This is a genomic window from Providencia sp. PROV109 (genome assembly GCF_033681625.1).
Classification (GTDB): domain Bacteria; phylum Pseudomonadota; class Gammaproteobacteria; order Enterobacterales; family Enterobacteriaceae; genus Providencia; species Providencia hangzhouensis.
In genome coordinates, this window is the sequence record NZ_CP096320.1 from 2,647,178 (window position 1) to 2,670,622 (window position 23,445).

Here is a 23,445-nt window from a genome sequence, read left to right on the forward strand (position 1 = left end):
GTAATACTATGATTTACCAATTAATAGTGACAAGATCCCGGCAGCAATTAAAGGCCCTACAGGAACACCACGGAATAAAGCAACACCAATAACAGTTCCAACAAGTAAGCCTGCAACAGTAGAAGGTTGATGGGACATTAATGTGACACCTCGGCTACCTAACCAAGAAACGGCGATCCCGATGACAATTGCAAGAATCGATTTCCAATTCAAAAATGAGCTCAATACTTCATTTGCCGTTATTTTACCGCTCGCAATTGGCGCCATAACACCGATAGTTAAGATAAGTATCCCAATGGTTAAGCCATATTTTTCAACCCATGGAAAATAATTATTCAATGGTGTTATTCTGACCACCAATAAAAATAACATCGCAAGAGTGACTGTCATATTATGACTAATGATACCTAACCCGGCTAATACCAGTAGAATGATTAATGTTGGATCAACATGACTCATAGATTTATCCCTGTAAAACGCATAATTATAATTTATTAGCAGCAAATAGACTGATTTAAAAACATGTTATTGGCTCATCATCAAAGAAGCAAATATTAACGCCAACTCTTTTTATTTTTACGGTAACGATATTTTCATTAATAAAAAACCTTACTATTTCCGCACAATTTATTAACTCAAGTGCGACATTTTAGCTGTTCTTTATTATCTATTTAATACTTTTCAATAGAGGTCTTCTTAGCATATTTCACGGTGACAAGCCGAATTGTACATAAAATTAGCATGGCAATACAGATAACTCCCATCGCCACCAAAACTTAAGCTAAATATTCGGAATATTCATCACTGTTTATTTTTTTATTTCTGCATTTTTTTTATATTTATCATCATAAAAACCAACTTGTGGTGCCTTTTGCTGAAGATAGTCCTAAATACCTTTACAACCAGACAATCCATCTCAATTACGTATAATAATCACCAATAATTAATACAGAAAAATCATAACTTAGCATTATTTATAATTTTAATGATTTACATGGTTGTGCGACGCTCTGCGCAAGCACAATGATTAGGATTAACAATATGAACCAATCTTTATCCTCCTTTTCAAACGCTCGTTTTATTGCTATCCGCTTAGTGCCTGGAGAAGATGCGCTTTTAGCATTAAAACGAAAAATTGAGCAACACAGCCTACAAGCTGCATTTATTGCCAGTAGCGTCGGCAGCTTAACTCATGTCGCACTGCGTTTTGCAGGACAAGAGAACACGTTTCACACAACAGGCAAATTCGAAATTGTTTCATTAATTGGCACTTTAGATGCTAACGGCGAACACCTGCATTTGTCTGTCTCTGATGAAGAAGGGAAAGTTCTCGGTGGCCATATGATGCCGGGTTGTACTGTTAGAACAACATTAGAGCTGATTATTGGGGAGCTTGAAAAAGTTAATTTCACTCGTGAACCTTGCCTTTTGTCTGGTTATGAAGAGCTTATCATCACTTCTCGCTAATTTTATTATTCCATTACTGTAAGGAATGACTTTGTCATGAGTAAAACGTCGATTATTTCTAGTCGTACACTGACTTTAATTGTTTTTTCTATTGCTATTAATATGGTTATTGGCCAATTAAGCTCAATGTTAAAACTGCCGATATTCCTAGATTCTATAGGAACATTAATTTGTGCATTATTAGCAGGCCCTTGGGTTGCGCTATTGAGTGGATTATTAACAAATCTATTATGGGGTTTACTCAGCGGCCCAATTGCAGCGGCTTTCGCCCCTGTCGCGATGATGATTGGCCTGAGTGCTGGGTTATTAGCTCGCGCAGGTGGTTTTCGCACCTTACCAAGAGTGATTTTATCCGGTGTTGTCATTACTTTTGCGTTGATGATCGTTGCTGTTCCCATTCGCACTTACTTGTTTGCAGGAACAACCGGTAGCGGCGCTGACTTTTTTGTCGCGTATTTTCATGCTGTTGGCGATAACTTATTAGAATCGGTGGCAATTACAGTATTAGGCGCCAATATTGCAGATAAAGTCGCATCAGCCATTATTGCTTGGTTATTGGTTCGACAATTACCAGAACGTGTCCAACGTAATTATCCAAATATGGCTAAGGTCCGTTAAATGCATCCATTTACCTCGCTGACAATTTGGTTTTGGCTCAGTGTAAGCTCGCTTTTCTTACCATTGAGCTGGCCATTAATTCTGCTAGGTTGCAGCACATTTGGTGTTTTATTATTTTGGCGGCCCGCACGCCACCGATGGAAAATAGTTGCGTGGATTATGCTCCCCATGGCGACAGGGCTTTGGTTAATTCATGGTGGCTGGCTAGCTCAGCTATTAACCGGAGCCACATTAAAAAATAGCCGCCCTGAATTTGCGTTGGCATTATGGTTTAAGTTATTAACGATTATTAGCGCTTCTCAGCTTTGGTTGCAATATGTACCGACTGAACGTTTTATTCGTGCTTTGTTTGCAAGCCGTTTACCTGCAAGTTTTGCATACCTACTCGCGGGCCCGTTATTACTTGCAGAACAATTTCGCCAGCAATTGAACACTATCCGTGAAGCCCAATTAGCGAGAGGCGTTCCTCTTGATGGGCGCTTTTGGCAACGTGTTATATCGTTACCTGCCCTATTATTTCCACTTGCCAGTAATACGTTAAGTGAACTAAGTATTCGTGGAGCCGCATTAGATATGCGTGGTTTTCGTTATTGTGCCAAACGCACCACATTAAACCCGCCTAAAGATAGCTCACTCCAAGCCCTACTTAGATATGGGTTAGTTCTGTTAATTTTCATTGAAGGTGGTCTCTCTCTGTGGTGGTAAATCTACAACAAATGCGCTTCATTCCACAAGGTGCGGAGCAGTCCCTATTAGGGCCGATTGATCTTCAGCTAAACGCAGGCCAATGGCTATGCATATTTGGCGGTAACGGCAGCGGAAAAAGCACATTAGCGCAAATACTCGCCGGTTGGCACAATGACCTCATTCAGGGGAAAATCGAAGGAACCGCAGAGATATTACGAGCGCCCTTAGCTGACAACTCCGTGGTTCAGGTGTCTATATCACGCCAACTAGTTCAGCAATCCCCCCAATTACAACTTTCAGGCTGCGCGTTTACCGTTGAACAGGAAATTGCGTTCGGGCCTGAAAACCTCGGTTTAACACCCGACGAAATTAGTGAGCGAGTTGAGCTTGCCATTGAACTGACATTTTGTGGGGCACTGCGAACGCGCCATCCTGCAACCTTGTCAGGCGGTGAAGCGCAACGAGTGGTGTTAGCAAGCGCATTAGCGATGCAACCCAAACTCCTGTTACTTGATGAAGCCTTTAGTCGGCTCACACCGAGTGCAACACAACGCATCTTAACGCAATTACAACGCTATACAGAACAAACAAGCTGTAGCATTATTTTTTTTGAGCGCAACTTATTACCAGCCATCAGTTTCTGTGACTCATTCCTTTTGCTGAATACGGGTAAAACCTTTTTAGAGGCTGGGAAAATGGTCGCAACAGGCGGTTTAAATGATGTTTTTCTTGATGCCATTGAAACAATCAATATGCCAGATGCTTGGCGTGCGGTAGGTGAACTGCTCAAATTAGGGTATTGGCAAGGAAATATTCCCCACGATGAAGCACAATTGCTACAGATGTTTAAGGAGCGATATGTTACAGCTTGAAAACCTGAGTTATCGTTGGCCAAGTTCAACTATTGATAACATACAATCTTTATCTCTATCTATTCGCCCTGGTGAATGGGTCGCTGTAGTTGGGGATAATGGTGCAGGTAAATCAACGCTATTGCGCCTTTTAGCGGGGTTATTGCGCCCAACACAAGGTGATATTCGGCTTGATCGCCTCCCGCTTAATCTTCTTTCCTCCCCACAAAGAGTTAACCATATTGGGATCTTATTCCAAGAAGCTGAGAAACAAATTTTTCATAGTTGTGTACGTGATGAAATTGCTTTTGGTTTAAAACGCCAAAAACATCATAAACGTGATATTCAAGCGCGAGTACAGCAAGCACTTGAAATTTGCCACTTATCCGATGTGGCGGATAAACACCCTTTAGATTTACATGCAGGCCAACGCAGGATGGTTGCTGTTGCCTGCTTAGAGGCTGTTTCACCTAAACTATTGCTACTTGATGAACCAAGCCGTGACTTTGATGCCTTTTGGATGCGAAAATTCGAAGATTGGCTGACATTACAACGCGAAAAAGGGGTAAGCGTCGTTTCTATTAGCCACGACCTTGATTTTGTTGCTCGCCATTTTCAACGCGTATTGCATTTATCAAATGGCCAACTCATCGCTGATGGTCAACCAACGGAAATATTAAGCCATCCAGAGTTACAAGTTGAAAGCCCACTTCCTGCACCGACATTGATATCACTTAGTCAGCAACTACAAATAAATACTACTGATACCACTCTTTCATCATGGATCACACATTTTATTAACCAACAGTCGCGCCCGATTAATAACTAAAAAATAAAAAAATAGCCTGCAATGCAGGCTAAAATCTCATTCAAATTATAGGAAATTAATTAATCTAACTGCACGCCAATACGGCGGGCGACCTCTTCGTAAGCTTCAATTAGACCACCAAGGCTCTGACGAAAACGGTCTTTATCCATTTTATTCAGTGTTTCTTTGTCCCATAAACGGCTACCGTCTGGGGAAAACTCATCACCTAAGACAATCTGGCCTTTATACAAGCCGAACTCCAGTTTAAAATCGACTAAAATTAACCCTGCATCTGCAAAAATTTTACTGAGCACTTCATTGGCTTTGTAGCTTAGCTCACGCATTTTAGCCAAATTTTCTTTACTCACCCAACCAAAAGTCTCACAGTACGATTCATTCACCATCGGGTCGTGCTTGGCATCGTCCTTTAAGAATAAGTCAAATAAAGGCGGGTTTAACACCATGCCTTCTTCAACACCTAAGCGTTTTACCAGTGAACCCGCTGCACGGTTGCGGATCACACACTCAACCGGCACCATATCTAACTTTTTCACTAGAGCTTCTGTGTCAGACAATAATGCTTCCATTTGCGTTGGAATACCGGCTGCTTCTAATTTGCTCATAATGAAATGGTTAAACTTGTTATTTACCATACCTTTACGGTCAAACTGCTCGATACGCTCACCATCGAGTGCTGATGTATCATTACGGAACTCCAGAACCAGTAGATCAGGATCCTCTGTGGTATAGACTGTTTTTGCCTTACCACGATACAACTCAGCTTTCTTTTGCATCTTACACACTCCAGGGATGTGATTAAACTAAACAAAAATCAACCTGCACAGCAGATTCAGATAAGTAACAGAAGAACAAAAACCATTCAAATGGCCTATTCATTGTTAATTTTCTGCTCTGTTTCAGTCAGTTACTGAAATTCACTATGTAAAACGCTAACTAGCTGATATTCAATATTTTATAATTGACTGCTAATCATGATAATAAAATTCCGGAGCGGACGCAAACGATTACTTAACCATAAATACTGATTTTTTGTCCATTTGTTTTAAGTGAAAACATGAAAGATAAAATTAGCCTTCCAGAGAAGGAAAATTGAAACTGATGGAAAGCTAATTAATAATTAACTAAGCATATAGGTTACGATAAGCATTAAATAAACAAAATACAGAGCTGATAACCACCAGCCTATGCGTATGAAGCTTAATATCTTTACCCCAATACAAACCCATCCAATTTAAATAAAAAAAACCGCAGCTTGTATTTAAGCTACGGTTTAATTAGTCATCTAAAAATGTTGAATTATTGCTTTTTAGCTGGTGCTTTACTAAACGCCGCTTTCAGTGCAGCAACCATTTCATCATTTTGTTTTTGTGTTAAAGGAACACCTTTGGTGGTGATAAATTGCAGTGTACTACGGTTATTTAAATCACCGACCTGCACTTTATAATCCGCTTCTGGCACAGTTGGGTCATCAATGCCCAACGCCTGCCATTCTGAACTGCTTAAACCTTTATAAGTCACCATCACAGAACCACTTGAACGTGTACGGTCACCCACTTTCATGCCAACACTTTCTAAGGTGTGTGGTAAGCGTTCCCATACTGCATCAAATGGCGCACGAACAACAACTAAAGGTAAGCCAGTATCATCACTACCTGTTTGAACATCAATGATACCATAAGCATTTTGAATGCTATTTTTGTTTGAAGTATCACGCAACGTATATAAGTTATCGGTTAATTCATTCAATAACAGTTTGTTATAACGTTGAGTTTCGACAACATCGGTAATGGTCTCACCACCTTGACGTAAGCCTAAGCTGGTTACCGTTAACGCCATCATACCATTTTCTGGTTGCACTGTTACTTTATGGCGACTCTCAATCGGTACGTTTTCATCTGCACGATCCCATTTGACCCAATCGGTTTCAATTGAGCGAGAACCATCATCTTTAGATGAAACTGGAATACCTCTTTGCTCTAAGATCATCGTAACTTGTGACCAAAGTGCACTATTTTCAGGTGTATTTTCTAGCAACAAACGACTTGCTTGAGCGCTATCCTCTGTACGAGAACCCGCTAATTGCGAAATTGTCAGTACTGGCGGACGAATGTCTAACGCTTTCCCTATTGCCCCTGTTGATGTGGCTTTAGGGATATCATACTCACCATTTTGTTCTGGTAATGTCAGCCCTTGTGGCACATTCAACACTTTCAATGGCGCAGCATTGAGATATTCCTCATCACCACTGACCTGACGTTTATAGCGCTGATCGCTGGAGCAGGCTGCCAGTAACACGACAAGTGACAGGCCAGCAACCTTCATAACCTTCGATTTTTGCAATAATGTTGCCATTAAAATTCCCTAAATTTTACAGTAACCCAGCGAGCTTCAAGGCTTCCTCAACTTTTTGCTGGCCCGAGGTGGTTAACGGTGTCATTGGCAACCGTAATGTACCATCTGCAATCAGGCCTAAGCGATGACAGCCCCATTTCGCTGGAATTGGATTTGGTTCAACAAATAACTGAAGATGAAGCCCCATCAGTTTTTTATTTAATTCACGCGCCTCAGTATATTTGCCTGCAAGCGCTAAGTCACACATTTTTACCATCTGTGGTGCCGCAACGTTGGATGTGACTGAAATAACGCCTTGACCACCCAGTTGCATGAAATCAAGTGCTGTTGCGTCATCACCTGTTAACAGTACAAAATTATCATCAACCAGTTCTTTGATTTGATGAACCCTAGCTAAGTTCCCTGTTGCTTCTTTAATTGCAACAATATTCGCCAGTTTTGCTAAACGCCCAACGGTTTCAGGCAACATATCACAGCCAGTCCGTGATGGTACATTATAAAGAATCTGTGGCAAGCTCGTGTTTTCTGAAATTGCTTTAAAGTGTTGATATAACCCTTCCTGAGAAGGTCTATTATAATAAGGTGTTACCGTCAGGCAAGCAACTACACCACTGTTTTCAAACTCATTTGTCAGCGAAATAGCTTCAGCTGTCGCATTTGCGCCTGCTCCTGCAATAATAGGAATACGGCCATCCGCTAATTCAAGTGTCGCTTTCACGACATCCACATGTTCTTTGTGCGTTAAGGTTGCTGATTCGCCAGTTGTACCAACAGAAACAATCGCAGTTGTTCCGCTTTCAACATGATAATCCACCAATTTTTTTAAGCTGGCTTTATCTAAACGCCCCGCCGAATCCATTGGTGTGATAACTGCAACAATGCTTCCCGTTAAAAAATCTTTATAATTTGCGTTTCCATTAGCCATAGCGATACCCCCTCAATAATTGAACTACCATGTTACTTTTTCATTTCAAAGAAGAAAACCACCCAACAGCAAGAATTTAATGAATTTTGTTAATGCCGAGCACATTAACTTAAATAGAAGTAATAATTCACTGATATTTCTCGCAAGAGTCTATTTCCCCTCTTGGCAGATTGTCTTTTTTATGGTTTCCTTACCTTCATAGTCAGTCAGTTTTTAGTGCTAGAATTTTACTGCTATATTCTAATCAAATGTTTAACTGACATAATTAAAATACTAAGGAATAGACTTTGCCTAAGACTGAACAGCAATTTCTTGTCATTACTGCGCTGGGAACAGATCGTCCGGGCATTGTGAATACTATTACACGGCTAGTCAGCGAGTGTGATTGTAATATTGAAGATAGTCGCTTAGCGATGTTTGGCAAGGAATTTACCTTCATTATGATGCTTTCAGGCAGTTGGAATGCTATCACCCTTTTAGAGGCGACATTGCCACCTAAGGGTGCCGAGCTCGATCTGCTCATCGTAATGAAAAGAACCCAGAGTGTTCAAACAACCTATTACCCATCGACAGTAACAGTGAATGTTGTTGTTGACGATGCACCCCGTATTGTCGAGCAATTCACAAATTTATTCACAACCTCGCAGTGTAATATCGCAGAGCTTGTTTCTAAAACACAACCAGCCAATAATGATATGCCCGCTCAACTGGAGATTCAGATTACTGCACACGACCCGTTGGACGATAATGGCATAATCATAAAAAATAAATTTCAACAACTGTGTACAATGCTAAATGCTAAAGGCAACATAAGTATTGTTAACAACCCCAACATGCAAAGTTAACGGAGATATATGTAATGAACCCATTGAAAGCCGGTGATAAGGCGCCTCAATTTAGCCTTCCTGACCAAGATGGTGAGCTCATCAATCTTTCTGATTATCAGGGTCAGCGCGTATTAGTTTACTTTTATCCTAAAGCGATGACCCCTGGTTGTACTGTTCAAGCGTGTGGTCTACGTGATGAAATGGATACACTTAAAGCGAAAGGTGTCGAAGTATTAGGTATTAGCACAGACAAACCAGAGAAACTGTCTCGTTTCGCTGAAAAAGAGATGTTGAACTTCACTTTATTATCAGATGAAGACCACCAAGTATGTGAGCAATTTGGGGTTTGGGGTGAAAAACAATTCATGGGGAAAACCTATGATGGGATTCATCGTATTAGCTTCCTCGTTGACCCTACTGGGAAAATAGAACACGTCTTTGACAATTTTAAAACCAGTAACCACCACGAAATCGTGCTTGATTACATTAATACACACGCTTAATCGCCACATCTTAGTGCTGTATGCCCCCATACAGCACTATTCCTAACCTAGTTTTGTGATTCCGTTGGCTCTTCCGGCCATACGTGAATGACCGCTTTAATCAGTGTTGCTAATGGGATTGCAAAAAATACGCCCCAAAAGCCCCATAACCCACCAAATATCACAACAGATAAAATAATCACTAGTGGATGCAAATTTACCGCTTCAGAAAACAATAAAGGCACAACAACGTTGCTATCCAAACCTTGGATCACTAAGTAAACTAACATTAGGTACCAAAATTCACTGCCGATACCGAACTGAAAGAGCGCAACAATAACCACTGGGATCGTGGCCGCTACCGCACCAATATAAGGGATTAATACCGCTACTCCGACAAGCACCGATAACAATACGGAATAGCGCAAGTCAAAATAAGCAAAACATAAATAGGTCGCCACCCCAACAATCACCATTTCTGTTACTTTCCCTCGTAAGTAGTTGGTGATTTGTTCATTCATTTCGACCCAAACTTTGCCCACTAACAAACGATTTTTGGGTAATAACTTAAGAAAGCTTTTGCTGATACGTTCTTTATCTTTTAAAAGAAAAAATGTCATCAAAGGCACTAGAACTAAGTAAACCGCCAAAGTAAAAATACCAATTAATGATGCAACTGACGCTTTAACCACTGAGTCTGCAATGCCTGACATGCGGCTACGAAGGTTATCTGCCATCATATCAATAATGCCAACATCCACTAATGCGGGGTATTGCTCTGGTAATTTCTGTGCGAATTCATTGAAACGGTTAACCATATTTGGTAGATCGGCCATCAAATTAATCCCTTGCTGCCATGCCGTCGGCGCAATAATTAAAATAACCATGGCACTTATTCCAGCGAATAAGGTCAAAATAATGCCGACAGCAACTGAACGAGATAACCCTATACGCTGTAATAAATTGGTTGGCCATTCAAGTAAATAAGCTAAAGCAATTGCCGCCAGCAATGGAGCCAGTATACTGCTGAAAAAGAAGATGATCACAAACCCCGATACGAGTAATGTAAAGAGGGCTATGGCTTGTGGATCAGCAAAACGCCGACGATACCACTGTAAAAACAATTCCAGCATTTATTGCTCCTGGGGGAATTAGTGCAAAGGACAGTTCCTAAAGTAACGAAAATTATACCGAAGAACAGATTTTACGATAGCTTTTGCTATCATGTGTTTTAAACTTTTCGCGTTTTTAGGTGCCTTACTTAAACATACCCGAAATAAAGTCGGTACTTACCCTAAATTTAAATGTTGTATGGGATACTCACGTTTCATGAAGAAAACTTTAAAATATCCATTATTGGCTTTCATGATCGCTGCGCTAATGAACGGTGCAGTTTTACCTGCTTATAGCGCAATTGAAGATACCTTACCCGATATAGGAACGACGGCGGGAGGCACTCTTAGCATCAACCAAGAAATTATTATGGGAGACGCAATCACACGCCAAATACGAGCCAGTACCCCTCTTATTTATGACCCACTGTTAACTCAGTATGTTAACAAACTTGGCATGCGCTTAGTAAAAAATGCCGACTCAGTTAAAACACCGTTTAAGTTCTATTTAGTCAATAACCCCAATATTAACGCATATGCCTATTTTGGGGGTAATGTCGTGCTGCATTCCGCATTATTTCGGTACAGCCAAAATGAAAGCCAGCTCGCATCAGTCATGGCTCACGAAATATCTCACGTCACGCAAAGACACCTTGCGCGAATGATGGAAGACCAGAAAAGCACCACTCCTCTCGCGATTGCAGGGACCATTGGTTCTTTACTGTTAGTGATGGCGAATCCTCAAGCCGGTTTTGCCGCTTTAACAGGAACAATGGCTGGGGTTCAACAAGGTATGATCAGCTTTACCCAAGCCAATGAACAAGAAGCTGACCGTATTGGCTTGCAGACATTAAGGCGCTCTGGCTTTGACCCACACGCCATGGCTGATTTTATGCAAACGATGTCAGACCAAACTCGTTATATGTCGAAGCCCCCTGAAATCCTATTAACGCACCCCTTACCGGATAGCCGTTTAGCGGATGCAAGAAACCGCTCTAATCAATATCCTAAAGTGAGTGTGCCATCATCACTAGATTTTATGTTAGCTCGCGTTCGTATTTTGGCCATGTATAGCACCGAGCAAAAACATGCCTTAGACCAAATTATTGAAAATTACGGGAAAGGTTCTGCACAAGAGCAAATTGCGGCACAATATGGTAAAGCGTTACTTCTTTCTCAGGACAAAAAATATGCAGAAGCAGGTAAAATCCTGACAGAGCTATTAGCGAAACAACCTGATAACCCTTGGTTTATTGATAGTATGACGGATGTCGATATCGAACAAAATCAAGTTGCTAGAGCAGTTTCGCGTTTACAAAACGCATTGAAAAAAACACCGAAAAATACTGTTTTCATTGTTAACCTTGCCAACGCATTAATTAATAATCATCAATATAAAGAAGCAACAACCTTGTTGAATAAATATACGTTTGATTACCCTGATGACCCGATTGGCTGGGATTTACTGGCTGAAGCGTCTGCAAAGCAAGGTAAACGTACAGAAGAACTCGCCGCTTACGCAGAAGGAATGGCATTACGGGGTAATTATGACACTGCGATTAATTATCTCAGCGATGCTAGCCGTCAAAGCCGTTTAGGCAGCTATGAACAACAGCGTTATGACGCTCGCATTGATGCGCTTAGAAAACTACAATTACGTGACAAAAATGCAAAACCGTAAGGAGTTAAAATAATGACGAATTCGATTAAGATTTACCACAACCCTCGTTGTTCTAAAAGTCGTGAAACCCTAGCCCTTTTAACTGATAAGGGTATCACTCCCACGGTGGTCGAGTATTTAAAAACACCCCCAACGGTAGCTGAGATCAAAAAACTCCTTAAAATGTTAGGCTTTAAAGATGCTCGTCAATTAATGCGCCCCAAAGAAGAGCTGTATAAGGAATTGAATTTAAACGATGACAGCTTAACTCAGGACCAACTCATTAAAGCGATGCATGAGAACCCTAAGTTGATTGAACGCCCTATCGTTGTTAATGGTGATAAAGCACGCTTAGGCCGCCCGCCTGAGCAAGTCTGTGAAATCTTATAGTCACTATTTTGGCAGCTATGCGGCTGCCAACTCGTTTAGTCTACTAAAGTTTTAGAATATCTTTTACGAAAGGGATCGTTAATTTGCGCTGAGCAACGATGGATGCGTGGTCAAGTTTGTTTAAGATATCAAACAAGGTTCCCATTTTTCTATCTAAGCGTTTTAATACGAAACGGCACACATCTTCTGGTAATTCGAAACCACGAATACGAGCACGTAATTGCAGTGCCCAAATTTTATCTTCGTCGCTCAGTGGATGAAGTTTATAAATTTGTCCCCAATCAAGGCGAGAGGCTAAATCAGGTAATTTCAGTTCGATTTGCCGAGGTGGCCTATCCCCAGTGATTAATAAACAAGTTCGGCCAATTTCCAAAATACGATTATATAAATTGAAAATCGCCATTTCCCACTCTTCATCACCCGCGATGCACTGAATATTATCAATACAAACGAGTGATAAATGTTCCATACCGTCTAGTACTTCAGGGACAAAATATGCACGTTTATCTAAAGGGACATAGCCTACTGCAATGCCTTGTTCAGACAGTTCAGCACAAGCCGCATGTAATAAATGGCTTTTTCCACCACCTTCTCGCGACCAATAATAGATATAACTACCGTGTGGTTGATTAATAGCAGACTGAATAGCAGACAGCAACGCCCCATTTTCCCCTGCATAAAAGCTTGCAAAGGTTTCATCATCTGGCAGATATAGTGGTAATGAAAGCTGTGATGGTGTGTTCAGAAGCGCCTCTGGCTGTACAAATCAATTTTCATCTAGCAGTTTACCATAAAAAACACGGATAGATGAATAAGAACGGTGAGCAAATGCCGCTCGATCAACCGAACGGCAATAGGGAAAATCACATAGCTTATTTTTTATTGCTATCAAGCTCTTGCACTTCAGATGTTACAAATTGCTTTTCAGGCCTAACAAACGTTATAAAACGGAACAATAATGCCATAAATATCCCGACAATCGTCGCCAGTGCCATACCTTTAAGTTCCGCTTGACCGATATGGATAACCGCACCACTAACACCAATAATTAAAATCACTGAGGTTAAAATCAAATTCTGTGGCTTGTTATAATCAACTTTTGAATCAATCAACACACGAATACCTGATGCACCAATTACCCCGTATAATAAGAGTGAAACCCCGCCCATGACAGGAACCGGCACTAATTGGATAGCAGCAGCTAATTTACCAACACAAGATAATAAAATAGCAATAATTGCAGCTCCGCCAATCACCCATGTGCTGTATACCTTGGTAATTGCCATTACCCCAATATTTTCACCATAAGTCGTATTCGGTGTCGAGCCAAAGAAACCTGAAATCACCGTCGAGAACCCATTCGCAAACATTGAGCGATGCAAACCTGGCGATTTCATTAAGTCACGCTCAACAATATTCGCCGTGACCACTAGGTGCCCTACGTGCTCAGCGATAACCACTAAGGCCGCAGGTAAAATGGTTAAAATAGCAAACCATTCGAAGCGTGGTGTATAAAATGTTGGGATAGCAAACCATGGCGCTTCAATAACAGGGGTAAAGTCCACAATTCCCATAAAATAGGACAATGCATAACCCGCTAAAAAGCCAATCAAAATTGGAATTATAGATAAAAACCCACGGAAAACGACCGCGCAGAGAATAGTGACTGATAATGTGGTCAGGGAAATAATTAACGTGTTCGAATCAACCACTGCGCCATCTTTAGGTAATAGCCCTGCCATACCTGCAGCGGTTTGAGCAAGCTCTAAACCAATTACAGCTACGATTGCCCCCATTGCCGCTGGGGGGAACATGACGTTGATCCACCCTCTTCCTGCAACTTTAACAATCAGCGCAACTATACAGAACAACACGCCACAAATGATAAAGCCGCCAAGTGCCAATTCATAACCTAATGGTAATAAAATCAACACAGGGGAAATGAATGCAAAACTTGAACCTAAATAAGCCGGAATTTGCCCTTTACAAATAAATAAGTACAGCAGCGTTCCTATTCCATTAAACAGCAAAATTGTCGCGGGGTTTACACCAAACAGAATCGGTACGATAACGGTTGCGCCAAACATAGCAAACAGGTGTTGAAGGCTCAGTGGGATAGTTTGTAATAATGGTGGTCTTTCTTCAACACTGATGGTGCGACGAGTCATGTGACTTTATCCTCTTTTAGCGAAATGGCTAATCACTGAATAAGCAGTGAGTCTCTACAATTAATCAAAAAAAAGCCGACTTCTCAGTCGGCTTAATCATTATTTAGTACCAAATATCTTGTCGCCCGCGTCACCGAGACCCGGAACGATATACCCCTCTTCATTTAAATACTCATCAATTGAAGCGGTATATAATTCAACATCTGGATGCGCAGCTTCCAACGCTTTTAAACCTTCTGGCGCTGCAACAAGGACTAAGATTTTAATCGAGGTACAACCCGCATTTTTTAATAAATCAATAGTGGCAATCATTGAGCCACCCGTCGCTAACATTGGGTCAACCACTAATGCCATACGTTCTTCAATGTTAGATGCGAGTTTTTGGAAATAAGGGACAGGCTGCAGTGTTTCTTCATCACGATAAACACCCACCACACTGATACGTGCACTTGGAATACTATCTAATACACCATTCATCATACCAATACCAGCACGGAGAATTGGTACTACAGTGATTTTCTTACCTTTAATTTGTTCTATTTCTACAGGACCACACCAACCATCGATAGTCACTTTTTCAGTTTCAAGGTCAGCAGTTGCTTCATAAGTCAGTAGGCTACCAACCTCTGAGGCCAGTTCACGAAAGCGTTTTGTGCTTATATCATGATCTCGCATCAGGCCGAGTTTATGTTTAACGAGAGGGTGTTTTACCTCAACGATCTTCATGGGTTTCTCCTACTATTTAAGACGGCGGCGGACAAAAAAATCGCCGGATTATACCTCTTTTAGCTTTGGTTGCCACTAGATAACGCTTGATTTTGGTCAAAACAACAACGATTAACACAATTTTTTTTAGAATTATACCTCATCTCAGTTAAGTTGAAATTGGCTAAACCGCAAATTTGATTTAAATAAAATCATTTATTATTTTTCTGTACGGCTTCTTAGCAATCCCCTTTTTTGAATCACGAGTACTAAAAAAATTTCCAACACAAAGCTATCGCAAACGTTTGCCTAGCCTGTTAGAATAATGTCAATGATGTTATTTTTCTCAAAAATGTAATTGCCTTGGGGGCCGTAGTGACTGATAAAACCTCTCTCAGCTATAAAGATGCCGGTGTTGATATTGATGCGGGTAACGCCTTGGTTGAACGTATTAAAGGTGTCGTAAAAGAAACCCGCCGCCCAGAAGTTATGGGTGGGCTTGGGGGATTCGGTGCATTATGTTCCCTACCGCAGAAATACCGTGAACCTGTTTTAGTTTCAGGCACTGACGGTGTCGGTACCAAATTACGCTTAGCAATGGATTTAAAACGTCATGACTCCATTGGAATTGACCTTGTGGCTATGTGTGTCAATGACTTGATTGTTCAAGGCGCAGAACCTCTGTTCTTCCTTGATTATTATGCAACCGGTAAACTGGATGTGGATACCGCTACTAGCGTGATTACAGGTATCGCAGAAGGCTGTAAACAATCTGGTTGCGCATTAGTTGGCGGTGAAACTGCTGAAATGCCTGGCATGTACCATGGTGAAGACTACGATGTGGCGGGTTTCTGTGTGGGTGTTGTTGAGCGCTCAGAAATCATCGATGGCAGCAAAGTGAGTGCTGGGGATGCCTTAATTGCTTTAGCTTCTAGCGGCCCTCATTCAAATGGCTATTCGCTGGTTCGCAAAATCCTTGAAGTCAGTCAAACCAACCCAGAAGAAACGCAATTAGATGGGAAACCTTTAGCTGACCATTTATTAGAGCCAACACGCATTTACGTTAAAAATGTATTAGAGCTGATCGCAAATAGCGATATCCACGCCATTGCACACATAACCGGTGGGGGTTTCTGGGAAAATATTCCTCGCGTACTACCTGACAACACACAAGCGATTATTGACGGCAGCAGTTGGCAATGGCCCGCAGTCTTTAATTGGCTACAGCAAGCTGGTGATGTTAGTACCCATGAAATGTACCGTACCTTCAATTGTGGTGTGGGGATTATTATTGCTCTGCCACAGCAAGAAGTCGAAAATGCACTTGCTCTGCTGAACAAGCTTGGTGAAAACGCATGGCAAATCGGTACAATTGGTGCATTACCTGCGGGTGAAGAGCAGGTTGTGATCCGCTAATGAAAAAAATAGTTGTCCTCATTTCTGGCAGTGGCAGTAATTTGCAATCATTAATTGATAGCTGTCGCTCTGGGGCAATTGGCGCTCAAATTGTTGCTGTTATCAGCAACCAAGCCAATGCTTATGGGCTTGTTCGAGCACAACAGGCTGGGATCCCAGCCTGTTATTTAGATGCGAAACAATATACTGACCGCCAAGCATATGATGCTGCATTACTCGCGCAGGTTGACCAATTCCAGCCTGATTTAGTCGTATTAGCGGGTTTTATGCGTATCTTATCAGCCCAATTCGTCAACCACTTTGCTGGAAAATTACTCAATATCCACCCTTCTTTGCTGCCTAAATACCCCGGTTTACATACACACCGTAAGGCGCTGGAAAATGGGGATAAAGAACATGGTACATCGGTGCATTTCGTTACCGAAGAACTGGATGGCGGGCCGGTTATTTTACAAGCCAAAGTGCCTATCTTTGAACAAGATAGCGAAGAAGATATTATCGATCGGGTTAAAGCTCAAGAACATGCGATTTACCCATTAGTTGTTGAATGGTTCATCAGTGGCCGATTAACAATGCAAAAAGGTAACGCTGTGTTAGATAACCAAATTTTACCGCAACAAGGTTATGCTAACGAGTAACCTTCGTGACAGCGAAAAATATAAACTTAAGGGTGGATATCCACCCTTTTTTCGTCGTATTTCACATGGAAATAACATAGAACGGTATTGAGTTAAACAGCGTCCTCCTAAGTAAAATGAATTATTTTTCAACAAGGTGATCATCTCTCTGTGCTGTGTCATTATTTTATCGTAAATAAATGTTATCCTTGTAATCGAAGAACAACACATTTTTCCTAACTAAATAGAGGTATTTTTATGACAACCGGGCAAGTTCATCCGTTTAGGTTGCGCCCACTTGAACGTGAAGATTTAGCATTCATTCACCAGCTTGATAATAATGCCAGTGTTATGCGTTATTGGTTTGAAGAACCTTACGAAGCTTTTGTTGAATTAAGCGATCTTTACGATAAACATATTCATGACCAGTCTGAACGCCGCTTTATCGTTGAAAATGACAGTGAGAAAGTAGGCCTAGTCGAATTGGTAGAGATTGATTATATTCACCGACGCTCTGAATTTCAGATTATCATTGCACCGAGCCATCAAGGGCATGGCTATGCGAGTCGCGCTGCGCAATTAGCAATGGACTACGCGTTTTCTGTACTAAACTTATATAAACTTTATCTTATTGTTGATAAAGAAAATGTCAAAGCTATCCATATTTATAATAAACTAGGCTTCCATACTGAAGGCGAACTGATCGACGAGTTCTTTGTCAATGGCCGTTATCACACCGCTATCCGTATGTGTATTTTTCAGCAGCAATATTTTACGATGAAACAGCAATCTGCTAATCCAGAAAGTGTTATTACCCAAGATAAAGCAATTAAACAACACATTTAGCTAACTGGCTGGTATCATAGCCACAAAGTAACAAGAGTCTAATATGGAGTTAGAATGTCCCAAGAACGTCTCTATCATGAAAAAGAGTTAAGCTGGCTGTCTTTTAACGAGCGTGTTTTACAAGAAGCAGCCGACAAGCGTAACCCTCTTATTGAGCGAATGCGTTTTTTGGGTATTTATTCCAATAATTTAGACGAGTTTTATAAAGTCCGCTTCGCCGACGTTAAACGCCGTATTTTAATTAATGAAGAACGGGGTTCGGCAAGCGGTGCTCGCCACTTGTTAAAGAGAATTCAGTCAAGAGTTGCCAAACAAGAACAAGAGTTCGATATTCTTTATAATGATTTGCTATTAGAAATGGCGCGCAATCAAATATTCTTGATTAACGAACGTCAAATTTCGCCTCGCCAACAGATTTGGTTACGTCAATATTTCCGGCAGAACCTGCGCCAGCATATTACGCCAATATTAATTAATCCTGACACCAATCTGGTTGAGTTTCTAAAAGATGACTACACGTACCTTGCCGTTGAAATCATCAATGGCAATCACATTCAGTATGCGCTATTGGAAATTCCATCCGATAAAGTGCCTCGGTTTGTTAACTTACCGCCGGAAATGCCAAAGCGTCGCAAGTCAATGATCCTAATTGATAATATCCTTCGCTATACACTGGATGAAATTTTCAAAGGCTTCTTTGATTACGATAAGCTTAATGCTTATTCGATGAAAATGACGCGTGATGCAGAGTATGACATCGCAACAGAGATGGAATCGAGCTTACTCGAGATAATGTCGTCCACATTAAAACAGCGTTTAACCGCAGAGCCCGTCCGTTTTGTCTATCAACGTGATATGCCTGACGAAATGGTTGCTCTTTTACGTGAAAAGCTGGGGTTATCCAGTGATGACTCTGTGATTGCAGGTGGTCGCTATCACAACTTTAAAGATTTTATTAACTTCCCTAATGAGGGAAATAAAAATTTATTAAACAAGCCACTACCAAGGCTGCGTCACCGCTGGTTTGATAATTTCCGTAACGGTTTTGATGCCATTCGTGAACGCGATGTGCTGTTATATTATCCCTACTATACCTTTGAACATACTTTAGAATTATTGCGCCAAGCGTCTTTTGACCCGAATGTATTGTCGATAAAAATTAATATTTACCGTGTTGCGAAAGACTCACGCATTATCGATTCCGTCATTCATGCTGCCCATAATGGAAAAAAAGTCACGGTGGTCGTTGAGTTACAAGCTCGATTCGATGAAGCCGCCAATATTCATTGGGCAAAACGGTTAACCGAAGCTGGCGTGCATGTTATTTTCTCCGCGCCAGGGCTTAAAATCCATGCGAAATTGTTTATTATCTCGCGCATGGAAGAAGGCCAAATCGTTCGCTACGCTCATATTGGTACGGGTAATTTTAATGAAAAAACCGCTCGGCTTTATACCGATTACTCGCTACTCACAGCAAATGAGCTGATCACCAACGAAGTTCGTCGGGTATTTAGTTTTATTGAAAACCCCTATCGCCCAGTGACTTTCGATAATTTAATGGTGTCCCCACAAAATACACGGATTCGTTTAATGGCCTTAATTGACCAAGAAATCGAAAATGCACTCGCTGAACGCCCCAGTGGCATCACATTAAAAATTAATAATTTAGTCGACAAAGAATTGACCGACAAACTGTATGATGCCTCCAATGCAGGTGTCAAAATTCGTTTATTAGTCAGAGGAATGTGCTCTTTAGTGGCGGGTCAAGTCGGCTATAGTGAAAATATTCAAGTAACCAGCATTGTTGACCGTTTTCTTGAGCATGACCGTGTCTATGTTTTCACCAATGCGGGTGACGAAAAAGTCTTTATTTCCTCCGCTGACTGGATGACGCGCAATATTGACTACCGCATTGAAGTTGCCGTTAGTTTAGTCGACCCGCATTTAAAACAACGGGTATTGGATATTTTAGAGCTGCAATTTAGCGATACCGTAAAAGCACGTTATGTTGACAAAGATTTAAGTAATCATTATGTTCCCCGCGGAAATAAACGAAAAATCCAAGCCCAGCTTGCTGTGTATGATTATTTAAAATCAATCGAAACACCTGATACAAGAGCTTAAAAATATGCCAATAACCAACGCCTCAACACCGAGACCACAAGAAATTGCGGCTATAGATTTAGGCTCCAATAGTTTTCATATGGTCATTGCTCGTATTGTCAACGGTGCATTGCAAGTTCTCACTCGTTTGAAAAAACGTGTTCACCTTGCCGATGGCTTAAGTGATACCAATGAATTAAGTGAAGAAGCCATGGAACGGGGCCTTGCCTGCCTCGCGTTGTTTGCCGAACGGTTACAAGGATTTTCCCCTGAGAACGTGTGTATTGTTGGCACACACTCATTACGTGTCGCAACGAATGTGAAACTATTTTTGCAACGCGCTAAAGAAATCATGCCCTATCCTATTGAAATCATTTCAGGCCAAGAAGAGGCTCGATTGATTTTTATGGGCGTTGAACACACCCAACCCGAAAAAGGCCGCAAATTAGTACTTGATATCGGTGGCGGTTCAACTGAGTTAGTCATTGGTGAAAAGTTTGAACCGCTTTTGATTGAAAGCCGCCGAATGGGGTGTGTGAGCTTTGCTCGCAATTACTTCCCAAATGAAGAAATCAATCCTGAATTTTTCAATCGCGCCTACCTAGGGGCTTGCTTAAAGCTAGAAAGCACTGCGATTTTATTTAAAAAACAAACTTGGGACGTCGCGATGGGTGCCTCGGGCACCATCAAAGCTGCCAATAGTGTAATACAAGAATTAGGCTATAAAGACGGTGTTATCACCCGTGAACGCCTTATCGAAATCAAGCAAATGGCGTTGAAATATAAGTCATTTAGCGCACTAAATATACTCGGCCTCTCTAATGAGCGTAAGCACGTATTTGTCCCAGGTTTAGCCATTTTACTTGCCGTCTTTGATTCATTAGAAATTAAAGAGTTACGTTTATCTGACGGTGCATTACGTGAAGGTGTTTTATATGAAATGGAAGGCCGCTTCCGTCACCAAGATATCCGTCAACGTACTGCATTAAGCCTTGCTGAGCATTATAATATTGATAGAGAGCAAGCGAAACGTGTATTAAAAACGATGGAAGAGCTCTATTTCCAATGGGGGCAGCAAAACCCTAAACAACTCAATCCACAGTTAGAATCCATTTTAATATGGGCGGTTATGCTCCATGAAGTTGGCTTAAGTATTAATCATAGTGGTATGCACCGCCATTCTGCTTATATTTTGCAAAATACTAACTTACCGGGTTTCAACCAAGAACAGCAACTATTACTGGCAACATTAGTACGTAATCATCGTAGGGCTATTAAGTATGACGATATCCCTAAATTTAATTTATTTAAAAGAAAACAATTTATGCCGCTTATCCAAATTTTGCGGCTAGCCATTTTGTTAAATAATCAACGCCAATCTACAACAATCCCTTCTTCGTTACGGATAGAAACGGATGATGGGCACTGGACTATCTATTTACCATCTGAATATCTCGTGCAAAATGCATTGATGTTATTAGATTTAGAAAAGGAAAGTGGCTATTGGGAAGATGTTCCCGGTTGGTCGTTAACTATTTGCGCAGAAAATGAGTAATTTGCGGCCATTATTGTAGTGATTTGTTCTTATTATTCATCATTGATGACTTGAAAATCACCGCTTATTTGACTCAACTATTTGATATATTATTTAAATAGGCGACAACAATGATAATAAATTTCGTCCGCTCGCAGACGAATTCATAAAAAGCGCTTTTGCGCTGCTATTGCTTTAAGGATTAAAATGTCACAATCTGCTTTCTCAACCGATGCGGCGCCAACAGTCAACCCGCACTCTCAAAAACTGGCACATATTCGCCAGCAAATCCTGACGCTATTTTTAGATGACGAAGAGTTCGTCCATGCGCTTGTTGAAAATGATCAACACGTCAGTATTGATGACAAAGCAATTAGTGAAAAAATTAGTCTTGTAAAAGAATTGCTACTTGATTTACACACTGCGGATATCGCCGATATCTTAGAAATGCTCCCTTATGATGAGCGTCTCGCGTTATGGCGTCTTGTTGATAATAACGAACGTGGTGAAGTGTTAGTTGAGGCCTCGGTTTCTGTTTGGGATAGCCTAATTAAGGATATGTCTGACAGAGAACTACTGCGCGCCGTTGCCAACTTGCATGTTGACGAACAAGCCTATATTGCTGAGCATTTACCTCGTGACACCATGCGTCGGCTCCTCACCTATTTAGAACCTAGTCTGCGTAGCCGTATTCGCGAAGTTTTACAATATGCGAAAGATAGCGTCGGTCAAATGATGGATTTTGAATTCGTCACCGTACGCCCAAATGTGACGCTAAAAACGGTTCAACGTTATTTACGCCAACGGGGCAAGATCCCAGAAGCGACCGACAAAATTTTCGTTGTCGATAACAGTAATTATTTACAAGGTGAATTACCTCTAACCACTATTTTAACGCAATCCCCTGAAAAAATAGTGGCCGATGTCATGAAGACTGACACAGTGACCTTCTTGCCTGATGAAAAAGGCGAAGACGCAGCGAGTGCGTTCGAACGTTATGACTTAATTTCTGCGGCTGTTGTTGATAACAACGGCCTACTAATGGGCCGCCTGACGGTTGAAGATATCGTTGATAACATTAGTGAAGAAAACGATAACAGTATTCGTCGTATGGGGGGGTTAAGCCCTGAAGAAGACGTTTTCGCCCCTGTCGGCCAAGCCGTTAAAACCCGTTGGACATGGCTAGCCATTAACCTATGTACCGCTTTTGTGGCTTCTCGTGTTATTGGGGTTTTTGAAGATACGATTTCCCAATTAGTCGCCCTTGCCACATTAATGCCTATTGTGGCAGGAATTGGCGGTAATACGGGAAACCAAACCATTACCATGATTGTTCGTGCCATTGCCCTGCACCAGATACAAAACAATAGTTTCTCTTTCTTAATGTTAAGGGAGCTTGGTGTCGCCTTTATTAATGGGGTTGTATGGGGAGGAATTATGGGTGTCGTCACTTACTTCCTTTATGGCGATATCGCTATGGGTGCAGTCATGACATTAGCGATGATCTTGAACCTACTGATGGCGGCTATTATGGGCGTGGTTATTCCACTCATTATGCTGAAAATGGGCAAGGACCCTGCTATCGGTTCTAGCGTGATGATCACCGCCATCACAGATACAGGCGGTTTCTTTATTTTCCTTGGCTTAGCCACACTGTTCCTCGTTTAAATTCGCTTTGCACGCGCCCTACTCTTAGGTTAGGCGCGTGCAATTTACAAAACACTCCCTCCGACAGCAAAGCCCAGCTAAAAAACCAAAATCCCGCAAACAACCCTTTTATTTATCTATTAATTAAATGATTTTATAGTTATTTAGTTTATCTAGATTAATAAAGTTAATTATAACGAATAATATCT

Annotated in this window: 22 protein-coding genes and 1 pseudogene; 15 read left to right on the forward strand and 8 right to left on the reverse strand. The window is 41.2% G+C overall.

Features of this window, described 5'->3' with window-relative positions; genetic code table 11:
• Positions 1-6: 6 nt before the first annotated feature.
• Positions 7-459, reverse strand: coding sequence for a DUF441 domain-containing protein (locus M1F25_RS12275; RefSeq protein ID WP_004253572.1), 453 nt, complete (start codon positions 457-459; stop codon positions 7-9).
• A gap of 582 nt (positions 460-1,041) precedes the next feature.
• On the opposite strand from M1F25_RS12275, the gene M1F25_RS12280 reads away from it, so the two are divergent.
• Genes M1F25_RS12280 through M1F25_RS12300 form a run of 5 tightly spaced genes read left to right on the forward strand, consistent with a single transcriptional unit; the run spans position 1,042 to position 4,452 of the window.
• Positions 1,042-1,467 (forward strand): PPC domain-containing DNA-binding protein, encoded by a 426-nt coding sequence (locus M1F25_RS12280; RefSeq protein WP_181488031.1) that lies wholly within the window; start codon positions 1,042-1,044, stop codon positions 1,465-1,467.
• Between the two features lie 36 nt (positions 1,468-1,503).
• Entirely contained in the window at positions 1,504-2,085 is a 582-nt protein-coding gene (locus M1F25_RS12285) for a membrane protein (protein ID WP_036957659.1), read from the forward strand.
• Complete coding sequence (locus M1F25_RS12290; RefSeq protein ID WP_172767109.1) at positions 2,086-2,790, forward strand: energy-coupling factor transporter transmembrane component T; 705 nt, start codon at positions 2,086-2,088, stop codon at positions 2,788-2,790.
• The gene (locus M1F25_RS12295) at positions 2,781-3,644 is read left to right on the forward strand and encodes an energy-coupling factor ABC transporter ATP-binding protein (protein WP_036957655.1); all 864 of its coding nucleotides are present in this window, start codon (positions 2,781-2,783) and stop codon (positions 3,642-3,644) included. Before M1F25_RS12290 ends, M1F25_RS12295 begins: the two co-directional genes overlap by 10 nt.
• The gene (locus M1F25_RS12300; RefSeq protein ID WP_004253554.1) at positions 3,631-4,452 is read left to right on the forward strand and encodes an energy-coupling factor ABC transporter ATP-binding protein; all 822 of its coding nucleotides are present in this window, start codon (positions 3,631-3,633) and stop codon (positions 4,450-4,452) included. Before M1F25_RS12295 ends, M1F25_RS12300 begins: the two co-directional genes overlap by 14 nt.
• A 59-nt stretch (positions 4,453-4,511) precedes the next feature.
• Here the strand turns inward: M1F25_RS12300 and purC are convergent, their stop codons facing one another.
• The 3 genes from purC to dapA all read right to left on the reverse strand — a co-directional run bounded on the left by purC (position 4,512) and on the right by dapA (position 7,729).
• Positions 4,512-5,225 carry a phosphoribosylaminoimidazolesuccinocarboxamide synthase gene (gene purC / locus M1F25_RS12305; protein WP_004253553.1) on the reverse strand — a complete coding sequence of 238 codons (714 nt, stop codon included), beginning with the start codon at positions 5,223-5,225 and terminating at the stop codon, positions 4,512-4,514.
• A 523-nt stretch (positions 5,226-5,748) separates the two neighbouring features.
• Positions 5,749-6,804, reverse strand: coding sequence for an outer membrane protein assembly factor BamC (gene bamC / locus M1F25_RS12310; protein WP_004253551.1), 1,056 nt, complete (start codon positions 6,802-6,804; stop codon positions 5,749-5,751).
• 16 nt (positions 6,805-6,820) lie between these two features.
• Positions 6,821-7,729, reverse strand: coding sequence for a 4-hydroxy-tetrahydrodipicolinate synthase (gene dapA, locus M1F25_RS12315; RefSeq protein WP_004253550.1), 909 nt, complete (start codon positions 7,727-7,729; stop codon positions 6,821-6,823).
• A 287-nt stretch (positions 7,730-8,016) separates the two neighbouring features.
• On the opposite strand from dapA, the gene M1F25_RS12320 reads away from it, so the two are divergent.
• Positions 8,017-8,574 (forward strand): glycine cleavage system transcriptional repressor, encoded by a 558-nt coding sequence (locus M1F25_RS12320; protein ID WP_004253549.1) that lies wholly within the window; start codon positions 8,017-8,019, stop codon positions 8,572-8,574.
• Positions 8,575-8,588: 14 nt separating this feature from the next.
• Positions 8,589-9,059, forward strand: a complete 471-nt coding sequence (gene bcp, locus M1F25_RS12325) for a thioredoxin-dependent thiol peroxidase (protein WP_004253548.1) — start codon at positions 8,589-8,591, stop codon at positions 9,057-9,059.
• 47 nt (positions 9,060-9,106) lie between these two features.
• On the opposite strand, the gene M1F25_RS12330 is transcribed toward bcp, so the two are convergent.
• Complete coding sequence (locus tag M1F25_RS12330; protein WP_004253547.1) at positions 9,107-10,171, reverse strand: AI-2E family transporter; 1,065 nt, start codon at positions 10,169-10,171, stop codon at positions 9,107-9,109.
• A 196-nt stretch (positions 10,172-10,367) separates the two neighbouring features.
• On the opposite strand from M1F25_RS12330, the gene M1F25_RS12335 reads away from it, so the two are divergent.
• Together M1F25_RS12335 and arsC are read left to right on the forward strand one after the other, a co-directional pair.
• Positions 10,368-11,831: a tetratricopeptide repeat protein gene (locus M1F25_RS12335; protein WP_036958108.1), complete on the forward strand. Its 1,464-nt coding sequence runs from the start codon at positions 10,368-10,370 to the stop codon at positions 11,829-11,831.
• Between the two features lie 12 nt (positions 11,832-11,843).
• A complete protein-coding gene (gene arsC, locus M1F25_RS12340) occupies positions 11,844-12,200 on the forward strand; it encodes an arsenate reductase (glutaredoxin) (RefSeq protein ID WP_164565253.1) in 357 nt (118 codons plus the stop codon).
• A gap of 43 nt (positions 12,201-12,243) precedes the next feature.
• On the opposite strand, the gene hda is transcribed toward arsC, so the two are convergent.
• The 3 genes from hda to upp form a co-directional block, all read right to left on the reverse strand.
• Complete coding sequence (gene hda, locus M1F25_RS12345; protein WP_036957653.1) at positions 12,244-12,945, reverse strand: DnaA inactivator Hda; 702 nt, start codon at positions 12,943-12,945, stop codon at positions 12,244-12,246.
• Between the two features lie 127 nt (positions 12,946-13,072).
• Positions 13,073-14,368: a uracil permease gene (uraA, locus tag M1F25_RS12350; protein ID WP_004253542.1), complete on the reverse strand. Its 1,296-nt coding sequence runs from the start codon at positions 14,366-14,368 to the stop codon at positions 13,073-13,075.
• 99 nt (positions 14,369-14,467) lie between these two features.
• Positions 14,468-15,094 carry a uracil phosphoribosyltransferase gene (upp, locus tag M1F25_RS12355; protein ID WP_004253541.1) on the reverse strand — a complete coding sequence of 209 codons (627 nt, stop codon included), beginning with the start codon at positions 15,092-15,094 and terminating at the stop codon, positions 14,468-14,470.
• Positions 15,095-15,448: 354 nt separating this feature from the next.
• Here upp and purM point away from each other — a divergent pair, with 354 nt between their 5' ends.
• The 6 genes and pseudogenes from purM to mgtE form a co-directional block, all read left to right on the forward strand.
• Positions 15,449-16,489, forward strand: a complete 1,041-nt coding sequence (gene purM, locus M1F25_RS12360; protein WP_036957652.1) for a phosphoribosylformylglycinamidine cyclo-ligase — start codon at positions 15,449-15,451, stop codon at positions 16,487-16,489.
• A complete protein-coding gene (gene purN, locus M1F25_RS12365; RefSeq protein WP_004253539.1) occupies positions 16,489-17,127 on the forward strand; it encodes a phosphoribosylglycinamide formyltransferase in 639 nt (212 codons plus the stop codon). The genes purM and purN overlap by 1 nt, the downstream gene beginning before the upstream one ends.
• Positions 17,128-17,364: 237 nt before the next feature.
• A complete protein-coding gene (gene speG, locus M1F25_RS12370) occupies positions 17,365-17,952 on the forward strand; it encodes a spermidine N1-acetyltransferase (RefSeq protein ID WP_004253538.1) in 588 nt (195 codons plus the stop codon).
• A gap of 54 nt (positions 17,953-18,006) precedes the next feature.
• The gene (ppk1, locus tag M1F25_RS12375; RefSeq protein ID WP_004253537.1) at positions 18,007-20,076 is read left to right on the forward strand and encodes a polyphosphate kinase 1; all 2,070 of its coding nucleotides are present in this window, start codon (positions 18,007-18,009) and stop codon (positions 20,074-20,076) included.
• Positions 20,077-20,080: 4 nt separating this feature from the next.
• Positions 20,081-21,610: an exopolyphosphatase gene (locus M1F25_RS12380; protein ID WP_181488033.1), complete on the forward strand. Its 1,530-nt coding sequence runs from the start codon at positions 20,081-20,083 to the stop codon at positions 21,608-21,610.
• A gap of 360 nt (positions 21,611-21,970) precedes the next feature.
• Positions 21,971-23,257: pseudogene (gene mgtE / locus M1F25_RS12385) on the forward strand (magnesium transporter); the annotation flags it as partial.
• Positions 23,258-23,445 lie beyond the last annotated feature (188 nt).